The organism is Achromobacter sp. 1014246743 (assembly GCF_059760725.1).
Window position 1 is genome coordinate 47764 of record NZ_JCBANA010000010.1, and the last position, 18520, is coordinate 66283.

The 18520-nt window shown below is 65.2% G+C and carries 16 protein-coding genes and 1 tRNA gene; 10 read left to right on the forward strand and 7 right to left on the reverse strand.

Annotation, left to right across the window (positions count from 1 at the left end):
• Positions 1 to 106: 106 nt before the first annotated feature.
• The 8 genes from AC6LJ2_RS06480 (at position 107) to AC6LJ2_RS06515 (ending at position 10876) form a co-directional block, all read left to right on the forward strand.
• A complete protein-coding gene (locus tag AC6LJ2_RS06480) occupies positions 107 to 2332 on the forward strand; it encodes a glycoside hydrolase family 31 protein (protein ID WP_498151039.1) in 2226 nt (741 codons plus the stop codon).
• A gap of 173 nt (positions 2333 to 2505) precedes the next feature.
• Positions 2506 to 3594: a methionine ABC transporter ATP-binding protein gene (locus AC6LJ2_RS06485; RefSeq protein ID WP_025136655.1), complete on the forward strand. Its 1089-nt coding sequence runs from the start codon at positions 2506 to 2508 to the stop codon at positions 3592 to 3594.
• On the forward strand, positions 3551 to 4204 hold the full coding sequence (locus AC6LJ2_RS06490) for a methionine ABC transporter permease (RefSeq protein ID WP_025136656.1): 654 nt from the start codon (positions 3551 to 3553) through the stop codon (positions 4202 to 4204). Before AC6LJ2_RS06485 ends, AC6LJ2_RS06490 begins: the two co-directional genes overlap by 44 nt.
• A 50-nt stretch (positions 4205 to 4254) precedes the next feature.
• Positions 4255 to 5052, forward strand: a complete 798-nt coding sequence (locus AC6LJ2_RS06495) for a MetQ/NlpA family ABC transporter substrate-binding protein (protein ID WP_199164342.1) — start codon at positions 4255 to 4257, stop codon at positions 5050 to 5052.
• A gap of 102 nt (positions 5053 to 5154) precedes the next feature.
• Positions 5155 to 5230: transfer RNA gene (locus tag AC6LJ2_RS06500), tRNA-Lys, on the forward strand.
• 307 nt (positions 5231 to 5537) lie between these two features.
• The gene (locus AC6LJ2_RS06505) at positions 5538 to 8393 is read left to right on the forward strand and encodes an autotransporter outer membrane beta-barrel domain-containing protein (protein ID WP_498151040.1); all 2856 of its coding nucleotides are present in this window, start codon (positions 5538 to 5540) and stop codon (positions 8391 to 8393) included.
• Between the two features lie 120 nt (positions 8394 to 8513).
• Positions 8514 to 9809, forward strand: coding sequence for a hypothetical protein (locus AC6LJ2_RS06510; RefSeq protein ID WP_498151041.1), 1296 nt, complete (start codon positions 8514 to 8516; stop codon positions 9807 to 9809).
• Positions 9810 to 10027: 218 nt separating this feature from the next.
• Positions 10028 to 10876 (forward strand): pirin family protein, encoded by an 849-nt coding sequence (locus AC6LJ2_RS06515; protein ID WP_263913864.1) that lies wholly within the window; start codon positions 10028 to 10030, stop codon positions 10874 to 10876.
• A 7-nt stretch (positions 10877 to 10883) separates the two neighbouring features.
• Here the strand turns inward: AC6LJ2_RS06515 and AC6LJ2_RS06520 are convergent, their stop codons facing one another.
• The 6 genes from AC6LJ2_RS06520 to AC6LJ2_RS06545 form a co-directional block, all read right to left on the reverse strand.
• On the reverse strand, positions 10884 to 11315 hold the full coding sequence (locus AC6LJ2_RS06520; RefSeq protein ID WP_263913865.1) for a RidA family protein: 432 nt from the start codon (positions 11313 to 11315) through the stop codon (positions 10884 to 10886).
• A gap of 110 nt (positions 11316 to 11425) precedes the next feature.
• Positions 11426 to 11713, reverse strand: coding sequence for an MSHA biogenesis protein MshH (locus tag AC6LJ2_RS06525; RefSeq protein WP_263913866.1), 288 nt, complete (start codon positions 11711 to 11713; stop codon positions 11426 to 11428).
• A 150-nt stretch (positions 11714 to 11863) separates the two neighbouring features.
• Complete coding sequence (locus AC6LJ2_RS06530) at positions 11864 to 13480, reverse strand: methyl-accepting chemotaxis protein (RefSeq protein ID WP_263913867.1); 1617 nt, start codon at positions 13478 to 13480, stop codon at positions 11864 to 11866.
• 152 nt (positions 13481 to 13632) lie between these two features.
• Complete coding sequence (locus tag AC6LJ2_RS06535) at positions 13633 to 14544, reverse strand: LysR family transcriptional regulator (RefSeq protein ID WP_263913868.1); 912 nt, start codon at positions 14542 to 14544, stop codon at positions 13633 to 13635.
• Between the two features lie 404 nt (positions 14545 to 14948).
• Entirely contained in the window at positions 14949 to 15368 is a 420-nt protein-coding gene (locus AC6LJ2_RS06540) for a hypothetical protein (protein WP_263913869.1), read from the reverse strand.
• Positions 15365 to 15805, reverse strand: coding sequence for a Fur family transcriptional regulator (locus AC6LJ2_RS06545; RefSeq protein ID WP_263913870.1), 441 nt, complete (start codon positions 15803 to 15805; stop codon positions 15365 to 15367). The genes AC6LJ2_RS06540 and AC6LJ2_RS06545 overlap by 4 nt, the downstream gene beginning before the upstream one ends.
• A 107-nt stretch (positions 15806 to 15912) precedes the next feature.
• Here AC6LJ2_RS06545 and AC6LJ2_RS06550 point away from each other — a divergent pair, with 107 nt between their 5' ends.
• Both AC6LJ2_RS06550 and AC6LJ2_RS06555 read left to right on the forward strand, forming a co-directional pair.
• Positions 15913 to 16695: a helix-turn-helix domain-containing protein gene (locus AC6LJ2_RS06550; protein ID WP_498151042.1), complete on the forward strand. Its 783-nt coding sequence runs from the start codon at positions 15913 to 15915 to the stop codon at positions 16693 to 16695.
• A gap of 366 nt (positions 16696 to 17061) precedes the next feature.
• The gene (locus AC6LJ2_RS06555) at positions 17062 to 17949 is read left to right on the forward strand and encodes an alpha/beta hydrolase (RefSeq protein ID WP_263913872.1); all 888 of its coding nucleotides are present in this window, start codon (positions 17062 to 17064) and stop codon (positions 17947 to 17949) included.
• 66 nt (positions 17950 to 18015) lie between these two features.
• On the opposite strand, the gene AC6LJ2_RS06560 is transcribed toward AC6LJ2_RS06555, so the two are convergent.
• Complete coding sequence (locus AC6LJ2_RS06560; protein ID WP_498151043.1) at positions 18016 to 18489, reverse strand: YkgJ family cysteine cluster protein; 474 nt, start codon at positions 18487 to 18489, stop codon at positions 18016 to 18018.
• Between the last annotated feature and the right edge of the window lie 31 nt (positions 18490 to 18520).

Consider the following 18520-nt stretch of genomic DNA (forward strand, 5'->3'; position numbering starts at 1 on the left):
TTTGGATGATATCGCCATCCAAAAGAGGGACCGAGTTTATTTCAAAGCTCAAATCCGTCAAAATAGCGTCTTTTGATGGTTTTTGGCTTAAGCCGGGGGATGCTCTGTGCCGCCCAAGTTCGACTTTGCCCATACTACCCAGCTCGACACCATCGAGCTGCTGACGTCCCGCCCCAGTCGCATCGATTTCGACGCGGGCGATGGGTTGCACCTGGTAGTCGAGGCGCATGCGCCTGGTGTTTTTCGCCTGCGCTGCGGCGAGGCGAACCACCTTACCGATGACAAGCCCGGCGCGCGTGCGCGTGCCGTGGCTGAAATGCTGCTCGCGCGCCAAGAGGCCGTGGGCGAGGCCGCCATCGCGCCACGCGAAGGCGGGGACGGTTGGCGCATCACCCAGGGCGACGTTGCCCTGGAGATCCAATCCAACCCCGTGCGGATTGCGTTGTACCGCAATGACGAGCGGGTGTTCGAGTCCGAGGTTTCCGCGCATACGCCCGCATTCGGGCACAACGCGCTGGACCAGGCCGACGACGCAGCCTGGACGGCGGGGTTCACCCTGCTGCCGGACGAGCGCGTCTACGGCCTGGGCGAAACCCCGGGCGACCTGAACCGCCGCGACGAATCCGTCGTGTCAGACGATCCCGAGCATCGCGCCTTGCCGCTGGCATGGAGCCCGCGAGGCTGGGGCGTCTACGTCAACACGATGCGCCGGGTGCAGCATTCGGTGGGCGCCGCGCCGGCCGATTCGGCCTACATCGTCAGTGTCGACGATGCCGTGCTCGACGTCTTCCTGTTTGCCGGCGAGCCCGCTGAAATCCTGAACCAATACACTGCGCTGACCGGCCGCGCCGGCCAGCCGGTGCTGTGGGCGATGGGCGCGTGGCTGCAGCAGGCGAGCGGCGAAATGCCGACGCAGACCGTGGCGTTGCTGGCCCGCATGCGCGAAAACCAGATTCCGGTCGACGCCGTCACGCTGGCGCAGCCGGCGGCCTGGGGCTTTCAGTCCGACAAGGCCGTGTTCGAATGGGATGCCCAGCGCTTCCCGGACGCCAAGCAGATGCTGGCCCTGTTCCACAAGCACAACGTGCACGTCGCCGCCTCGGGCTTTCCGGGCGTGATCAAGACCAGCCCGCTGTTCGAGGAACTCGAAGACCGCGGCTGGCTGCTGGCCAAGGACGACGGCTCGGCACAGGTATTCGACGGCAACGCCGCCACTTCGGGCCAGCCTTATGGCCTGTTGGACCTGACTTACCGCGACATCTACAACCTGTGGGTCGAGCGCCATCGCCAACTGATCGAAGATGGCCTGGACGCGCCCGCGTGCGATGCCCAGATCGCCATTCCCGATGGCGTCAACGCCCGCAACGGCGAAACCGGCCCGGCGCTGCGCAGCATGTATCCGCTGCTGGTGCGCCGCGCGCTGTTCGACGCGGTTGCCGGCCTGAAGGTGCCGCCCGAAGGCGTGGTGCCCAGCACCGACCTGTTTCCGGCGGCGCAGCGCCTGCCGTGGCAGGTGGGGCCGCAGGTCGACAATTCCTGGGACGGCCTGCGCCACACGTTGCGCACGGCCCTGTCCATCGGCGCCTCGGGCCTGCCCGTGCAGGTGCACGGCATCGGCACGGCCTCGCGCAGCGCGGCCGGCATGACGCCGGAGCTCTACCTGCGCTGGCTGACCGCAGGCGTGTTCTCGGCGAACTTCTCCTTCCAGGGCGTGGCCGGCCTGATGCCTTGGGACTTCGGCGACGAGACCCTGGCCCAGGTCAAGACCTGGATGCAATGGCGCTATCGCCTGGTGCCCTATGTGCTGGGCGCCATCGAAGACGCCGCGCGCACCGGCCTGCCGGTGCAGCGGTCCATGGCGCTGTCGTTCCCGAACGATCCGCATGCCCACGAATGGGACCTGCAATACCTGCTGGGCCCGGCCCTGCTGGTGGCGCCGATCACCGAACCGGGCAAGCAGGTTAGGGTGTACCTGCCCAAGGGCGAGGCCTGGTGGGACTTGAACACCGGCCACCGCTACGAAGGCGGCACCACCTGGACTATCGACTGCGAGCTGGGCCAGTTCCCGGTGTTCGGTCGCGAAGGGCACATGCTCTGTCTGGGACCCGCCGCGCAGCATACGGGCGAGTTCAATTCGGCGCGTATCCTCGACGAAGTCTGGATGTTCGGCATGCCGGTGCACAACCCGGTGGTCATGCGCAACAAGATCCGCGTCATGCAGATGCAGGGCTCCAGCTACATCAAGGGCCTGGAAGGCTTGCGCATCTCGCCGTCCGAGGGGCTGGAGGTCAAGCGCCGCGGCGCCGAAGTGCGCATCTCGCGCGCTCGCTGAACCCGGGTGGCCGGTCAACCGGCCACCAATGAATAAAAGGGCAGTCAGGAAGGCTTTCCTTCCTGGCTGCCCTTTGCGTCTTTGCGCGGACGCATCCTATATTACTGTTAGTTATTAAAAATGGAAAAAACGGTCGTTCTCTTTAGAAGAGAAAAGATACAAAATCGCTTGCCATGATCCAGATCGAGAACCTATCCAAGACCTACGCCACGCCGCATGGCCAGTTCCAGGCGCTGCGGGGCATCAACCTGCATATCCAGCAGGGCGAGGTCTTCGGCATCATCGGCCCCAGCGGGGCCGGTAAAAGCACGCTGGTCCAGTGCATCAACCTGCTCGAGCGCCCCAACGAAGGCACCATCGCCATCGGCGGCCAGCAACTGACCGGCCTGAACGAAGCGCAACTGCGTGCCCAGCGCCGCCGCATCGGCATGGTGTTCCAGGGCTTCAACCTGCTGTCGCGCCGCACCGTGTACGGCAACGTGGCGCTGCCGCTGGAAATCGCCGGCGTGGCCAGGAACGAAATCCCCGCGCGCGTCGAGCGCCTGCTGGCCCTGGTGGGCCTGGAGCACCTGCGCGACCGCTATCCCAGCCAGATCAGCGGCGGGCAGAAGCAGCGGGTGGGTATCGCCCGCGCGCTGGCCAACAATCCGGACGTGCTGCTGAGCGATGAAGCCACGTCCGCGCTGGACCCCGAAACCACCCACAACATCCTGGCGTTGCTGCGCGACATCAACCGCAAGACCGGCGTGACCGTCGTGATGATCACGCACCAGATGGAAGTGGTGCGCGAGGTCTGCGACCGTGTGGCCGTGCTGTCGCAAGGTGAAGTCGTGGAAATGGGCAGCACGCGCGAAGTGTTCGCGCAGCCGCGCCACGAAGTGACCCGCGCCATGGTGTCGGCCGCCACCGCATCGGACCTGACCGATGCCACGCTGGCCGCCGTCAAGCAGCGCATCGAGACGCTGGCCGCCGCCAAGCCCGGCCAGGCTGTGCGCCTGTTGCGCCTGTCGTTGACCGGCACCGACGCGTCGGGCTCGTTCCTGTCCGACCTGTCGACGCAGTATTCGCTGGACGTGGGCCTGGTGCAGGCCCGCGTCGAAGACATCCAGGGCGTTGCCGTGGGCACGATGTTCGTGCTGGCGCAAGGCACCCCCGCCGCGGTCAAGGACGCGATTGCCGCGTTGACCGCCCGTGACATTACCGTTGAAGAAATTGCTCATGAGCCCGCAACTGATCGACCTGCTTATTACGTCGCTGCTTGACACCCTGCTGATGGTGGGTGTGGCCAGCGCCATTGCGGTGCTGGTCGGCATTCCGCTGGGCGTGATCCTGACCGTCACCGCGCGTGGCAGCATGCTGGAGAACCAGCCGGTGAACCACGCCCTGGGCGCAGTCATCAACGCCACGCGTTCGGTGCCGTTCGTGATCCTGATGGTCGCCATCATTCCGTTCACGCGCCTGGTGGCCCAGACTTCCATCGGCACCACCGCCGCCATCGTGCCGTTGTCGGTGGCTGCGATTCCGTTCATGGCGCGCATTGCCGAGAACGCGATGCGCGAAGTCGACCCGGGCCTGATCACCGCCGCGCGCGCCATGGGCGCATCGCCGATGCAGATCATCATGAAGGTGCTCTTGCCCGAGGCGCTGCCCGGCCTGATCGCCGCCACCATCGTCACCGTGGTCAGCCTGATCGGCTATTCGGCCATGGCCGGCGCCATCGGCGGCGGCGGCCTGGGCGACCTGGCCATCCGCTACGGCTACCAGCGTTTCCAGTCCGACGTCATGGCCGCCGTGGTCATCGTGCTGATCGTGCTGGTGCAGTTGATCCAAAGCCTGGGCGACCGCTACGTGCGCCGCATTTCGCACCGTTGAGCATCCAGGGCCATTCTTCCTCTACTTCCGACATTCGGGATATTCGCAACATGAGCATCAAGGTTTTGAAGTCGCTGGCCGCGTTCGCCCTCGGCGCCGCCGTATTCGCCCAGCCCGCCCTGGCCCAGGACAAGCCGCTGAAGGTGGGCGTCACCGCCGGCCCGCACGCCCAGATCTTCGACGTGGTCAAGCAGGAGGCCGCCAAGCAGGGCCTGAACATCCAGGTGATCGAGTTCACCGACTACGTGCAGCCCAACGTCGCGCTGGCTTCGGGCGACCTGGACGTGAACAGCTACCAGCACCAGCCCTACCTGGACAACGCCAACGCCGACCGCGGCTACAAGCTGGTCAGCATCGCCAAGACCGTGATTTTCCCGATCGGCATCTACAGCAAGAAGATCAAGTCGCTGGCCGAACTGAAGGATGGCGCCCGCATCGCGCTGCCCAACGACCCGACCAACGGTGGTCGCGCCCTGTTGCTGCTGCAGGCCAACGGCCTGATCAAGCTGCGTCCGGAAGCCGGCCTGAAGGCGACCCCGATCGACGTGATCGAGAACCCCAAGAAGCTGCGCTTCATCGAGCTGGACGCCGCCCAGCTGCCGCGTTCGCTGGACGACACCGACGCGTCGGCCGTGAACACCAATTTCGCGCTGGAAGCGGGCCTGAACCCCGCCAAGGACGCGATCGCCCAGGAATCGCCCAATTCGCCGTACGCCAACGTGCTGGTGGTGCGTGAAAAGGACAAGGACCGTCCCGAGTTCGCCAAGCTGGTCAGCATCTATCACAGCCCGGCTGTGAAGCAATTCATCGAGACCAAGTTCAAGGGCGCCGTGGTGGCCGCCTGGTAAGCCAGGATTGGTCGCCCGATACCAGGACGGCCGCGCGAGCGGCCGTTTTTCATTGATTTTTGACAGCGCCATCGAAATAAGCCATAATTTCGGGCTTCGGTCGGGCTGATAGCTCAGTCGGTAGAGCAGCGGACTTTTAATCCGTTGGTCGCGAGTTCGAGTCTCGCTCAGCCCACCACCCTGATTTTGTGTAAAGCGCCGCTAGTTTTTTAGCGGCGCTTTTTTTTCGGGCGCGCGCATCGCGTCACCGATGCGGTCGCTTACGCATTGGGCGACCCCTTTCGCGGAATCCCAGAAGTTTCTAGTTTTCACCATGGTGCGTCTATTCATGGTGGGTTTGCTTCATCCTGGCTTCTCTTTCGAATCTGGCGCCGATGGCGCCGCTTTTATTCGCGCGACGAGTCAGTGTGGAGTGGGCTTCACGCAGCGTGGCATGGCCACGCGAAGGCCTTTCCTTATTGCCTGGTTGCGCACGAGGAAAGCCAATGCCCAATGCAAGTATCTTCCCGAGTCAAACGAACGACGCGCAGCGTGCTGCATTGCCGGCGATGCCCACCACGGCCCCGCATCACCGTGCGGCGCTGTCAGTAGCGGTGAGTGCCGTCCTGTGCGCTTTTGGGCCCGCATCATTGGCGCGAACGATAGATGGCGTGGGCCAATCGGTCACGGTCGATCGCAATAGCGCTTCGGATGGGTGGCTCGTCACCAATGGCGCCCACTTGCGGGTGAGGGACGGTGGGATCATTCAAGGTTCTGTTGCCCGTTTGGGCGGGACCATCAGCCTGGATGGTGGCGCCCGTGCGATGAGTAATGGCTACGGCAGCGCACTGTTGCTTTACGGCGCGACGGCGATCATCCGGGATTCCTCGGTCGTATCCCAACATCCAGCCTCCCATGGACTCTATCTGGGGGGGCGCAGACCGCCAGCCGTGGCCACCGCGACCATTATCAACAGTGACATTACCGGCGGCGGCTCAGGGGTGTCCGTGGACGGCAAGAGCCGCGTGGATATTTCGCTTAGCCGCCTCAAGGGGGACGCCCAAGGCTTGGAAGTCGCCTATGGCGGCCACGCCGACGTGAGCGATACGCGTATCGACGGTCGTCTGGCAGGTATACACGTCGTCGCTCCGGCACCGGATGGTACGGTTTCTTCGTTGACTGCGACGAGGATCCACGTCAACGCGGGAGACCGGGTTCTCTGGGTCCGCGATGGCGCAAGCGTCGACATCAGCGATTCAACGATAGAGGCTTCATGGCCTATAGCGGGCGGAGGACTCCAGCTCGCAAATGGCGTCGTGCGTGCGACAGATGTGAATGTCATCGCGAACGAACGCGACTCGCGGGGGGTCTACGTGCTGTTCGACACGTCGCTTCTCACCTTTCAGCGAGGAAGTATTCGTGCCGAGGGCGCCCGAGGCTTGGGCGCGACAGTTACCTACGGTGGTGTCCTGTCGATGGACGGCACGCGCATTCAAGCTGACAACATCGGGGTACTGGCCGAGCGAGGCGGCATTGCCCGGCTGAAAAATGCGGCACTCACGACCGCCAGCGCGGGTTCCGAGGGGACCGTCTATGCACGCAATGGCGGCGTCATATCCATTGCGGCAAGCACGCTTCAGTCCGCGGGACGGGTGATGTTTTCGACGGCGGGGCAGGGGTACACCAATACCTTCCGTGTGCAAGACAGCCGCCTGACCGCGGCGGACAACGCGATCATGGCAGTCGGCGCTGGCCATGCATCGTTCGACCTGCGGGACTCCGAGGTCACGAGTGCGGCAGGCAATCTCTTTGCGGCGGATGGCAACGGCTCCAGCAGCTTCGTGGCCAGCGGCTCGTCCCTGCAGGGCGATATCGGCGTGCCCCCAGGCTTCTCGGCCGATTTTGCGCTCGCAGAGGGTTCGCGTTGGCTGGGGCGCGGCGAGGGGGTGAATCACTTGTCCATCGATCCGACCAGCCAATGGCGCATGACGGGCGCTTCTGACACGCGTTCCTTGCATAACGAGGGTACGGTGATCTTTATGCCGGGGGCTTTCAGTACGTTGACAGTGGAGGGCGACCTGACCGGTGCGGGTCTGTTCGAGATGAACACGGACCTTGCCGCCAACCACGCAGACTTGCTGCGGGTCGGGGGTATGGCGAACGGAGACCACCGCATTCTGGTTCGAAATTCAGGCGGCGAACCTACCGCAGCCGGGTTGCATCAAGAAATCGTTCGCACCGAGGGGGGCGGCGCATCGTTTACCTTGGCTAACCGTCGCCAGGTCGTGGATGCGGGCACCTACCGCTACACGCTGCAACGCAGCGATGCTGTCGGCGGGCGCGCCAGTGATTGGAGTCTGGTCCACGTCGGCTCAGTGCCGCCGGTTGTCCCGCTCCAACCCGGCCAGGTCGTGCCGCCGGTTGTCTCGCTTCAACCCGGCCAGCAGTTGTCGACAGGCGCCAATGCGGCGGTCAATACTGACGCGGGCGTGGCCCAGGGCATTTGGTATGCAGAGATGAATGCGCTGGTCAAGCGATTGGGGGAACTCCGGCTCGGTAACGACCAAGGCGGAGCATGGGCGCGCGCTTTCGGCCAAAAACAACTGATCAACAATAGGGGGGGCCGCGGCTATTCGCAAAATGTCGGCGGGATGGAATTTGGGGCGGACAAGCTGAAACATGCGTCCCAGGGGCGTTGGTATCTGGGCGGGCTGATGGGCTACAGCCACGCTCAGCGCAAATTCGAGGACGAAGGACGCGGCGGGACCGACAGCTACCACGTAGGCGGCTATGCCACGTATATCGCGGACAGCGGTTGGTACCTGGACGCGGTGGCCAAGGTCAATCGCATGAAGCACGACTTCAAGGTGCAGGCGACCGATGGGGCGAATGTTGAGGGGGGGTACCGCAATCGTGGTGCTGGGGCCTCACTGGAAGCCGGGCGTCAGATGGGATTCGGCAATGGGTGGTTCGTCGAGCCGCAAGTGGAAGTCTCGGTATTTCATGCCAGCGGGGCGAGCTATCGCATGAGCAATGACATGCGGGTGGTTTCGGGATCAGGGAATTCAACATTATTGCGGGCGAACGCTCTCGTTGGCCGTCGCATCGAACTGACCAACGCAAAGCAGGTGCAGCCCTACGTGAAATTCGGCTGGTCCCATGAGCTGGATGGCAAGAGTGTGGTGACAACCAATGGCATCGACACGCGTACCGATCTCTCGGGCGGGCGCGCCGAGCTGGGGGCGGGCGTCATTGCCGCTTTGGGAGGCAGGCACAGGCTGTATGCGGACTACGAGTACAGGAAGGGCTCACGCTTCGAATCGCCCTGGGGGATCAACGCAGGTTATCGTTACGTTTGGTAGAGGGCCAGGCACCGCGCGGGTCCGATCTGGTCATTGCCGTGCCAACAGAATGGGAGTTCGCGAAGTCATGTGCCACCACGTGTTGTGTCCTCCCGAAACAGGGCCCTCGAAATGAGTCGGATGTCGCTGTATTTGCGCCGCCAGTCGCCTGCGGCGTGGGCGCTGTGTGTCGCTGTCGTTGTTGGCGGCCACGTCAGTGCCGCCCCGCGGACCGTGTACACCGGCACCCTGCAGGGCGCCGGCGACGTCGTGATGGAACTGGACAGCCAGCCGGCGGCCGACGGTTCCGTGGCCGGCCGCTACTTCTATCCGAAGCATGGCGTGGACATCCCGCTCAGGGGCACGCCGCAGGCCCTGCGCGAACCCAGGACCTACTACGAGATCAAGGAAAGCGGCGCAGACCCGGAGTCGGACGCCGCGCCGCCTGCCGCCACCTGGTCGGGCAAACGCGACGCTGCCGGCTACCAAGGGAAATGGGTCGACGCGCGCACGGGCAAGTCGCGCAGCTTCAGCCTGCGCCGCGTCGCCGAATATGATCCCGACGCGTTGGCGCCGGATGCGGTTCAGGCCGTCACCGATGCGATCAGCGGCGGCGTGGGCAGTGGCATCAGCGTCAATGCCCGTATCGATACCCGGCACGCCCCCTACGAAACGCTGAAGCTCGCCGGCCACGCCGTGCCGGTCGGCCACGACGTCGGTGGCGCCGGGGTGGCCTACCGTCTGTGGCGAGACCCCCGCACCAAGTTCAGCTACCCGCGGCTGAGCCGGCACCCGGATCCGCAGGTCTTCCAACGCATCAACGATCTGCTCGAACAGCGCCATTGGCAGATGAGCCTGGCGGCGCTGGGCTGCATGGCGACGATCTATACCGACGGCAATCCGGCGGCGGGCACGCTGGGCAGCTATGACGACGAAAGCATCTCGGTCGACTGGCTGTCTCCGGCGTTGATGACGGTGACCGAATCCGGCAGTCTGTACTGCGGCGGTGCGCATCCCGACAATCATTTCGAGCCATACACGTTCGACTTGCTGCGTGGTGAATACCTGGACTGGAATCGCCTTTTCGACGCCTATAGGCCGGGCGAAGACGGCTGGCGCAAGGCAAGTCCGACGTTGCTGGCATTGATGGAGAAGGCGCGTGCGCCGCTGGCGGCGGACAAGCGCCAGGACAAGACCTCGGGCAAGACTCAAGATTTGGCTCAGGACCCGGCCGACGGCGAATCGCTGGAGGGCTGCTCGGACATCTGGCCTGACTACCTGGCCTTGAGCGTTGGGGCGCCGGGCGAACTGGTCCTGTCGGTGTCCGGCATCGGACATGCCATGGGCGCATGCCTGGGCCCCCATGCCAGCTTGCCATTCAAGGATCTGAAGCCCTACTTGAAGCCTGGCGGCCAGGCTTACCTGGTGACCGAATAGCGCCGGGCGATCCGTATGGAAAAAATGGCCGCGCAGGGCTGCGGCAGGCGGCCGGACGAAATGGGCCTGCGGCGAGGTCGACCGGCCTCAGGCGGGTGGAACAGTGTGTTCCGTGCATTTTAAGAAACATCCACTTCTGCTGGCCGGTGTGCATCGGTACCGTGGTTGTCAGCAGGCGGCCTGTGGTCGTCGGCGGCCTTTCCTCAACGGAGCCTTTCATGCATACCGAAACACACTTACGCGCGGTTCATCGTGTCGATGACCCTTCGATTCATCAGGGGATCAACGAGCTGCACTGCGCGCGCCGACTGATCGCGCCCGGTGATTGGGCGTTCAACGATCCGTTTCTCTTGATGGCCGAAGACTGGTTTCCGAAGGGCGTTTTCGATACGCATCCGCATCGCGGCATGGAAACCGTGACCTTCGTGCTCGAAGGCCATCTTGAGCACGTCGACAATCACGGCAACGGCGGCGTGATCCAGCCCGGCGATGCGCAGTGGATGACCGCCGGCCGGGGCATTCTCCACAACGAGGTGCCCGTCGCAAAAGAGACCGTGCATCTGCTGCAGCTGTGGGTGAACCTGCCCGCCGCCGACAAAATGGTTCCGCCGCGCTACCAGGATCTGATCGGCAACGACATGCCGTCGCGGCGGCTCGATGGCGTGGAGATCCGGGTTTTCTCCGGTGCGTCGGGCAGCACCGTGGCGCCCACGCTCAACTACGCCAAGGTCACCGTGCTGGACATCCGCATGCAGGCCGATCGCCAGCATGAAGAGCAGGTTCCCGCTGACTACAACGTTTTTCTGTATGTCCTCGAGGGGGACGGCACCGTCGGGCCGGACAGGCATCCCGTGAAAGCCGGGCAGGTGGTCTGGATGGCGCGCCCCGAAGCCGGCGGCTCCTCTGGCATCCTGATGCGCAGCGGCCCTGGCGGCATGCGCGTATTTTTCGCCGGGGGATTGCCGTTACGCGAGCCGGTGGTGGCTCGCGGACCTTTCGTGATGAACACGGCTGAGCAGGTTGCCCAGGCCTATCACGATTTTCGCAGCGGGGCTTTTGGCGCCTGATACGCCATCAAAGCGGCAAGAGCGCGGTCGCTTCGATTTCCACCAGCATGCCGTCCAGCGCCAGCCGGGGCACGGGAATCAAGGTGCAGGCGGGCGCCAGGTGGATGCCCCAGCGCGCCTTGATTTCGTTGGAAAACAGCGCCAGGCGTTCCTGGTTGTGGTCCACCACCAGCACCGTCAGCTTGGCCACGTCGAATAGCGTGGCACCGGCTCCTTGCAGGGCGATCTGGACATTGTCCAGCGCCTGGCGCACTTGTTTCAGAAAGTCGGGCTGCAGTTCGCCCTGGGCGTTTTCGCCGCCCTGGCCGGCAGCGAACACCAGCCTGGCCGGCGTGTCGGCCACGGCCACGTGCGAATAGCCGTTGGGGCGCGGGTCGTACAGGCCGGGTGGGTTGATGAAGGCGAGCGAGGGCAGGGCGGGGGTGATGCGGGACGACATGTCGGGCTCCGTAAGCGTATCCATCTTGGCAGGAGCGCCAGTATCAAACCTCAACCGTGGTTGAGGTCAAGGCATACGCCCGGTCAACACCTGTCGCCCATGTCGACGGATCAGGACAGGGCGCGCGGCGGCATGGCCGACAGTTCGGTCAGGCTCAGGCCGCAGCTGCGGGCGCGTTCGGCCAGGGTGGCGCTGTGCTCCAGCGCGCGCTTGCTTTCGGCCAGCAGCACGTCCAGCTGCTCGTCCAGCGTTGCGGCCATGACCCAGGCCCGTTCGGTGAACTGCGCCGAGAAGGCGTCGACACAGGGCTTGCAGATGGCCGAGCCGTTGCTTTCCAGCAGAGGGGCGCCTTGCGCCAGCGTCGAGAGGCAAAAATGACAGGCGAGGGCGCGGCTCATGCGTCGGGGCTCGTGGTCGAAGGGAGGCCCGGCGCAAGCGGTCTTGCGGGGCCTTACCTTATGGACAACGGCCGGGCGGGCCGACTCTTAAATGAGAGGGGCTCGCCCGGCTCCCGTCGGTGGGCGCTGGGCGACCGTGTTGGCCGCGCGTCAACCCGCGTAGGCCGGGCGCAGCGGGGCCGCGATGGCCTGGGGCGTGACGTCGATGACGGTCTCGGCGGGCAACTTGAAGAAGGCGGCGGTGGCCGCCAGGCGCTTGGCCTGCTCTTCCAGTGACGAGGCCGCGGCGGCCGCTTCCTCGACCAGGGCGGCGTTCTGCTGGGTGACGTCATCCATCTGGGTCACTGCGCGGTTGATCTGGTCGATGCCGATGGACTGCTCGGTCGAGGCTTCGGTGATTTCCGCCATGATCTGGGTGACGCGCTGCACCGAGGCGACGATTTCCTGCATGGTGTCACCGGCCGCCCGCACCTGCTCGGCGCCGCTGTCGACATTGCTGGTCGATTGCTCGATCAGGTCTTTCACCTCGCGAGCGGCCTGGGCGCTGCGCTGGGCCAGCGTGCGGACTTCGCCGGCGACCACCGCAAAGCCCTTGCCTTGTTCGCCAGCGCGGGCAGCTTCCACCGCCGCGTTCAGGGCCAGGATGTTGGTCTGGAAGGCGATGCCGTCGATGACCGACACGATTTCGGCAATGCGCCGCGAGCTTTCCGAGATACGCGCCATGGTTTCCACCACCTGGCCCACGGCCTCGCCGCCGCGCAGGGCGACGCCGCGGCTTTCGGCCGCCAGGCCGTTGGCCTGGTGGGCGTGTTCGGTGTTCTGCTTGACCGCGGTGGCCAGTTCTTCCATGGAGGCGGCGGTTTCTTCCAGCGACGCGGCCTGCTCTTCGGTGCGCGAGGACAGGTTGGTGTTGCCCGACGAGATTTCCGCCGCGCCGGTGTTGATCTCGTTGACGCTGCGGCGTACTTCGCTGACCGTGCGGGTCAGGCTTTCCTGCATGCGTTTGAGCGCCGTGAACAGCACGCCGATCTCGTTGTCCGAGTTCACCGTGACGCGTTGGGTCAGGTCGCCGGAGGCGATGCGGTCGAAGTGCAGGGCCGCTTCCTTCAGGGGCTGCAGCACCTGGCGGCTGATGAAGCGCCAGCAACCGATGGCCAGGGCGGCGGCCAGGGCCAGCATGATGAGGGTCGACAGTTCGGCGCGGTCGTAACGCTGGTCGGACGCGGTATTGATCTGGTCGGTGCGGCGCTCGGTATGTTCCAGGAAACTGTTGACGCGTTCGACGAAGCGGGCGTCGGCGCTGCGGGTGTCCACCACGGCGGCGGCATAGCCCTCGGCGGACTGCTTCTGCAGGGCCTGTTCCAGCGCTTCGATGCTGCGTACATAGGCAGCGAAGACGCCTTCCAGGTCGCTGGCCAGCTTCATGCCGGCCTCGGTGCTCTTGGGCACGCGCTGATAGACGGCGAAGCGTTTGCGCGCCTCTTGCAGGTATTGGGTGGCCTGGTCGACGCTGGCCTGGGCTTGCGAACCCTTGCCGGCGGTGATGTCCAGGTAGGCGGCCACCAGCGTCAAGCGGCTGCGCAGCAGCAGCGTCTGGGCTTCGTACAGGGGCCGGGTCTGCTCGGCGGACACCGAACTCAGATCGTCCACCGCCACGTCGGCGGCCTTGGCGTAGAGCCAGCCCATGCCTGTGGCGACCGCCAGCGCCAATACGAAGAGGGCCAGGACGGCCGCGAGGCCGGTGCGTATCTTCAGGTTCTTGAGCATGGTGGGGGGGGCTCCTGTAGGTGTCTTGGGGCTGACCCGTCAAAGCGCGGTCTCGGAAAATCCGGGCTGACTGTAAATTTAATTTACATAATTAACAATTGATCATTTTTCAGGGGGGCATTCTGGTTTTGGCAATGCTGTCCCGGGGCCTGTCAGAAAAGTTGCGGCGCGTCGCTGCGGATGAAGCGCAGGAAGCGGTGGGCGGCGTCCGACAGCGGGCGCGAGGCGTGCGTCTGGAACTGGAGCTGGCCGGCGTTGAGCAAGGCGTCGTTGATGGGACGGCAGATCAGCCGCCCGGTTTCCAGATGGTCGGCGGCGGTCAGCCGGGCGCACAGCGTTACCGCGTCGCCGGTCAGGACATATTGGTAGGCCGCGTCCGGCAGGTTCGACGTGAAAGCCGGCGACAGGGTGATGTTGTACAGGCTGCTGGCCATGTCCAGCACCTGGCGCAGGGCGCTGCCGCCTTCGGGCAGCGCCAGCGGATAGGCCGGCAACTGGGTGATGTGCAGCGATTCGCAGGCCGCCAGGGGATGGCCGGGGCGCATCACGGCGACGATCTCGGCGGGGTGCGAATAGATGACGGCGATGTCCTTTTCGGCGGTGTGGCTATAGGTGACGCCGATGTCGGCCTGGGCGGAGCGCACCCGCTCGGACACCAGTCCGGCGTCCAGGATGTGCAGGCTGAAGCGGATCGAGGGGTGTTCGGCCTGGAAGGCGGCGAACTTGCGCGGCAGGGCGCAGGCGGCAAAGCCCGGCGCGCCGGCGATTTTCACGGTCTGGGTGTAGCGGCCGTTCTGGCCGTCGATCTCGGCGTAGGTGCGGGCGGCGTCGGCCTCGACCCGGCGCGCGTGGTCGGCCAGGATCCGGCCGACTTCCGTGACGCGCATGCCCTTGGGATGGCGCTCGAACAATTGATTGTGCAGGCGTTGCTCCAGCCCCGCGATCTGCCGGCTGACCGCCGAACTGACGACATTGAGCCGCGCGGCGGCGCGATTGACGGATCCTGTGTCGACGACGGTGAGAAAGTAACGAAGCGCGGTGCTGTCGAATTGGAATCGCTTCATTGATATGCGTGCCGTAAATCTCAGTGTCGAGCCTGGGCGGCCGGCAGCCGCTATCAGTGGGTGCGCGGGAGGCGGCGGCCCCCGGGGCGGTTGCGCCGCGGCGTCTCGTGAACGCGCCGGCCAATGGCGTCGGACCATGGAAGCGGGGGCGGGTGTTGCCGCGGACAGGCGGTGAGCGCCCTCCGGGGGGGCCGGCGCGCTGCGATGCCGGCCCTGGCCTGCGGGACAGGCGATCGGGCCAGAGCTGGAATTTATTCCAGCAATACCTTTTGCCACAATCGCAAATTTATCAATATTGCATTCTAATTTCGGCAACAAGGTGTCGTGCAGGGGCCTGGCGGCCAGGGACGAAAAAAAGCGCGCCCGCGGGCGCGCTTGGAATCGGGTGGGGGAAGGCCAGGGGGTCAGTCCACCACGAAGCCCCCGGGGCCGGTCTGCCCCAGCAATTCGCGGGCGCATTGCACCGCCTCGTGCGGCGTGGCCACGGCCAGGAAAGGCATGCCGAAGGCTCGCGCCATTTTCTCGCCGCGCTTGCGGATCTTGTCCAGCGCGCCGGCGTCGCGTTCTATCGCGATGAACGCCCGGCAGCGGGCCTTCAGACGCGGCATGTTGTGGGTCTGCCATTCGATCATCGCCTTGCGGTCATCGTGGCTGGCTTCCTGGCCCATGTCCGGCACCACCATGACGAAAGTCTGGGGGTTGCTGACCAGCATTTCCATCTCGCGGATCCAGCTGGCGGAGTAGCCCGCCGGGGCGCTGCCGTGCCTGGCGGTGACGATGGGAAATTGGGACAGGTCGTGAAAGAAAAACTGGTCGCGGTTCATTCGAATTCTCCGATATAAGGGGCGGGCGCATCTTTTTGGCAGCCGCAGCCGCCGTACAGCACCAGGCTGTAGGAATCCAGGGCGAATCCGCATTCCTTGGCGATCTTGCGGACCAATTTCGCCATCGCCGGGTCGTTGGATTCCTGGATCCGGCCGCAATGCCGGCAGACCAGGTGGTCGTGGTGTCCCTTGTCATTCAGCTCATACACGGTCGAGTGCGAGTCGAGCTGAGTACGTTTGAGCACGCCGGCGTCTTCAAGTTGCGTGATCACGCGATAAACCGTCGCCAGGCCGATGCTGCTATGTTCCGATATGAGATTGCGGTAGATGTCCGCCGCGCTCATGTGCTGGTCCGCATGCTGGTGGAAGACGTCCAGGATCTTCAGGCGCGGGAAGGTGGCTTTGATGCCCGCCACGCGCAACCGGGTGTGGTCCATGTGTATTCTCCATTCCGGGGCCAATGCCCGAATGATGAGAATGATGTACATTTTCAACTGATCCCGCTAACGGGATTCCGTCAACCTGTAGCTCGAATCTGCCAACCATGTTCCAAGTGACCGTGGTCCACCACGCACTTCCCGATGTCCTGCTGACGCCGTTCTGCATGCGCCACCCCCGGGAGTCCAAAGGAATCTTCGTCCCCGACCATGCCCACAACGAGGGCATGCTGGTCCTTGTCCACGAAGGGTTGGTGATGGTGCAGGCGGGCGCGCAGGTGTGGACGGTGCTGCCGGGCAGCCTGGGCTGGATTCCACCCGGGGTGACGCACGCGGCGCGCTGGTTCGGCGAGGCGCGAGGGTCCTTTCTGTATGTGCGCGAGGACGCTTGTGCGCGCTTGCCGACGCACTGCCATTCCTGGCCTTCGTCCAAGCTCATCGACGCGCTGATCGAACGTTTCACCACCAGTCCCGCGGGCAGCTTGTCCGACGCCTATCTCGAGCAGCTGTTCGATGTGCTGCTGGCCGAGATCGAGCAGCGCGCCCATGCGCCGCTGCTATTGCCCATGCCGGACGATCCGCGCTTGCAGGACCTGGCCAATTCGCTGCTGGCCACGCCCGACGACCCTTCCGGCATCGATGAATGGGCCCAGCGGCTGAATATGTCGTCGCGGACGTTGATGCGGCGCTTCCGCCAGGAAACCGGGGTGACGCTGGGTCAGTGGCGCCAGCAGGCGCGTCTGCTGCGGGCCCTGGAATTGCTGTGCGGGGGCGGCTCGGTGACCGAAGCGGCGCTGTCGGTGGGCTACGAAAGCACCAGCGCGTTCATCGGCAGTTTCCGCGCCGCGTTCGGCACGACGCCGACGCGCTACCTGGCCGGCCGGGAGTAGGCGGCCGGGACGGGCCGCAGGCCCTGTCCGGCTGGCGGCACCGCAGAGCACTTGCGCGCCCTGGCGCAGGGGCCCGGCCCGTCATTCCGCGTTTACGCATCTTCACTTTTTCCCGACAGATTTGCGGATCTTCCCGCACGCCCCTTGCCTACCATGGCGCCAGGGTAGGACAGGTCTTCTCGTCCTGCCCTCCATGCATCAAGGGTGTTCCATGACTTGCCAACCTTTCCTCGTTCTCTCGCCGGCCGGGAGCGCCGGCGCCGCCGTGGCGCCGGCTCCGGCAAACGCTTTCGCCCAGATCCTGGCGCGGCTGCTGGCGGCCACTCGCCATGCCTGGCAACTGGACGTCGCAGCGGGGAGCCCGACGTGACCCCGCAACCCCTCACGCCGCCGGCCGGGCAACGTACCGGCGCGCTGCTGATCCACGGCCTGGGTGGTACCGAATTCGACATGGGCTCGCTGCACAAGGTGCTGGCGCGCGCCGGCGTGGACACCCATGGCGTGACGCTGCCGGGCCATGCCGGTCGGCCGGAGGACCTGCTCGATGTGCGGGTCGAGGACTGGATGGAAGTGGTGACCCGCCGCTACCGCGAGCTGTGCGCCCAGTACGACGTGGTGCACGTCATCGGCATGTGCCTGGGGGCCTTGCTGGCGGTCGAGCTGTGCAAGCGCGAATCGCATACCCGAGGCGCGCTCGTGTCGCTGTCGGCACCGGTATTCCTGGATGGCTGGAGCACGCCCTGGTATCGCGGGCTGCGCTACCTGCTGTATCACGTGCCGGGCGTGCCGCGCCGCATCCGGGTCGAGGAAGAGGATCCTTACGGCGTCAAGAGCGAATTGGTGCGGGCCTTCATCAAGGCGGGTTTCGCGCGTGGCGATGGCTTTCATTACCAGTGGGTGCCGCTGGCTTGCGTGCGCCAGGTGGATCGCCTGCGCGGCATGGTCAAGCGCGGGCTGGAACAGATGCGCTGCCCGACGCTGGTGATGCACGCGGTCGAGGACGAATTGACCAGCCCGCGCTCGGCGCAGCTGTTGGGCGAACGCATCCCGGGGGCGTCGGTGGTGCTGCTGCGGGACAGCTATCACATGATCTGCGTGGACCATGAGCGCGAGCGGGTCATGCAGAACGTGCTGGAATTCCTGGGCAAGGACCCGGAGATCGTGCGGACGCGCCGGCGCGCCACGGAGTCGCGGCGTTGCCGCGCACAGGCGGCGCCGCAAGGGGCGGACCGCCTGCTGGCGGGGGCCCGCTAGCGGGGCGCTTCGCCGGGTCGGGCCTGGCGCGGCCTGCTTGTCGGGCGCAGGCCGATTGGGTGGCGTTCAGGCCGCAGCCGGCTGATCCGGTTGGTTGGGGTGCGACGGCCCTTGCGGATCGTTTTCGGCGTCGGGACGCGGTGGCACGGCGGGCAGGCCGAGACTCAGCCGCAGGCGCTGGCAATCCGGGTTGGGCGAGCCATCGGGCTGCCAGATGTCGAATTCGCGACAGGGCGTGGGGCGGTTTTCGTAGATGGCGCAATGGATGCCGGGCTTGCCCAGTTCACCGCGCAGCGAGATGCAACGACCGCCGCCCATTTCCGTGCCCTTCATGCAGGCCCGCAACGGGCTCATCTGCGTGACCAGTTCGACGGGCACGTGGCCGCCGTTTTCGCCGGCCAGCTCGCCGCAATAGAACGACACCCGGAAATGTGAGCAACAGGCGCCGCAGTCCAGACAGGGATTGGCGGCCGGATTGCCGTCGCCGGCCAGGGTGGCGGGCGACACGAACGTGATGACAGATGTCTCGAGCAGGGACATGGGGCGGGTCCGAAAGCCTGTCCGGCCCCGG

Coding starts and splice junctions, on each gene's coding strand:
- AC6LJ2_RS06535 (WP_263913868.1), bottom strand. CDS start 14,544: ATGAAGCGATTCCAATTCGACAGCACCGCGCTTCGTTACTTTCTCACC.
- AC6LJ2_RS06550 (WP_498151042.1), top strand. CDS start 15,913: ATGTTCCAAGTGACCGTGGTCCACCACGCACTTCCCGATGTCCTGCTG.
- AC6LJ2_RS06560 (WP_498151043.1), bottom strand. CDS start 18,489: ATGTCCCTGCTCGAGACATCTGTCATCACGTTCGTGTCGCCCGCCACC.
- AC6LJ2_RS06505 (WP_498151040.1), top strand. CDS start 5,538: ATGCCCAATGCAAGTATCTTCCCGAGTCAAACGAACGACGCGCAGCGT.
- AC6LJ2_RS06490 (WP_025136656.1), top strand. CDS start 3,551: ATGAGCCCGCAACTGATCGACCTGCTTATTACGTCGCTGCTTGACACC.
- AC6LJ2_RS06530 (WP_263913867.1), bottom strand. CDS start 13,480: ATGCTCAAGAACCTGAAGATACGCACCGGCCTCGCGGCCGTCCTGGCC.
- AC6LJ2_RS06510 (WP_498151041.1), top strand. CDS start 8,514: ATGTCGCTGTATTTGCGCCGCCAGTCGCCTGCGGCGTGGGCGCTGTGT.
- AC6LJ2_RS06545 (WP_263913870.1), bottom strand. CDS start 15,805: ATGGACCACACCCGGTTGCGCGTGGCGGGCATCAAAGCCACCTTCCCG.
- AC6LJ2_RS06525 (WP_263913866.1), bottom strand. CDS start 11,713: ATGAGCCGCGCCCTCGCCTGTCATTTTTGCCTCTCGACGCTGGCGCAA.
- AC6LJ2_RS06495 (WP_199164342.1), top strand. CDS start 4,255: ATGAGCATCAAGGTTTTGAAGTCGCTGGCCGCGTTCGCCCTCGGCGCC.
- AC6LJ2_RS06515 (WP_263913864.1), top strand. CDS start 10,028: ATGCATACCGAAACACACTTACGCGCGGTTCATCGTGTCGATGACCCT.
- AC6LJ2_RS06540 (WP_263913869.1), bottom strand. CDS start 15,368: ATGAACCGCGACCAGTTTTTCTTTCACGACCTGTCCCAATTTCCCATC.
- AC6LJ2_RS06485 (WP_025136655.1), top strand. CDS start 2,506: ATGATCCAGATCGAGAACCTATCCAAGACCTACGCCACGCCGCATGGC.
- AC6LJ2_RS06520 (WP_263913865.1), bottom strand. CDS start 11,315: ATGTCGTCCCGCATCACCCCCGCCCTGCCCTCGCTCGCCTTCATCAAC.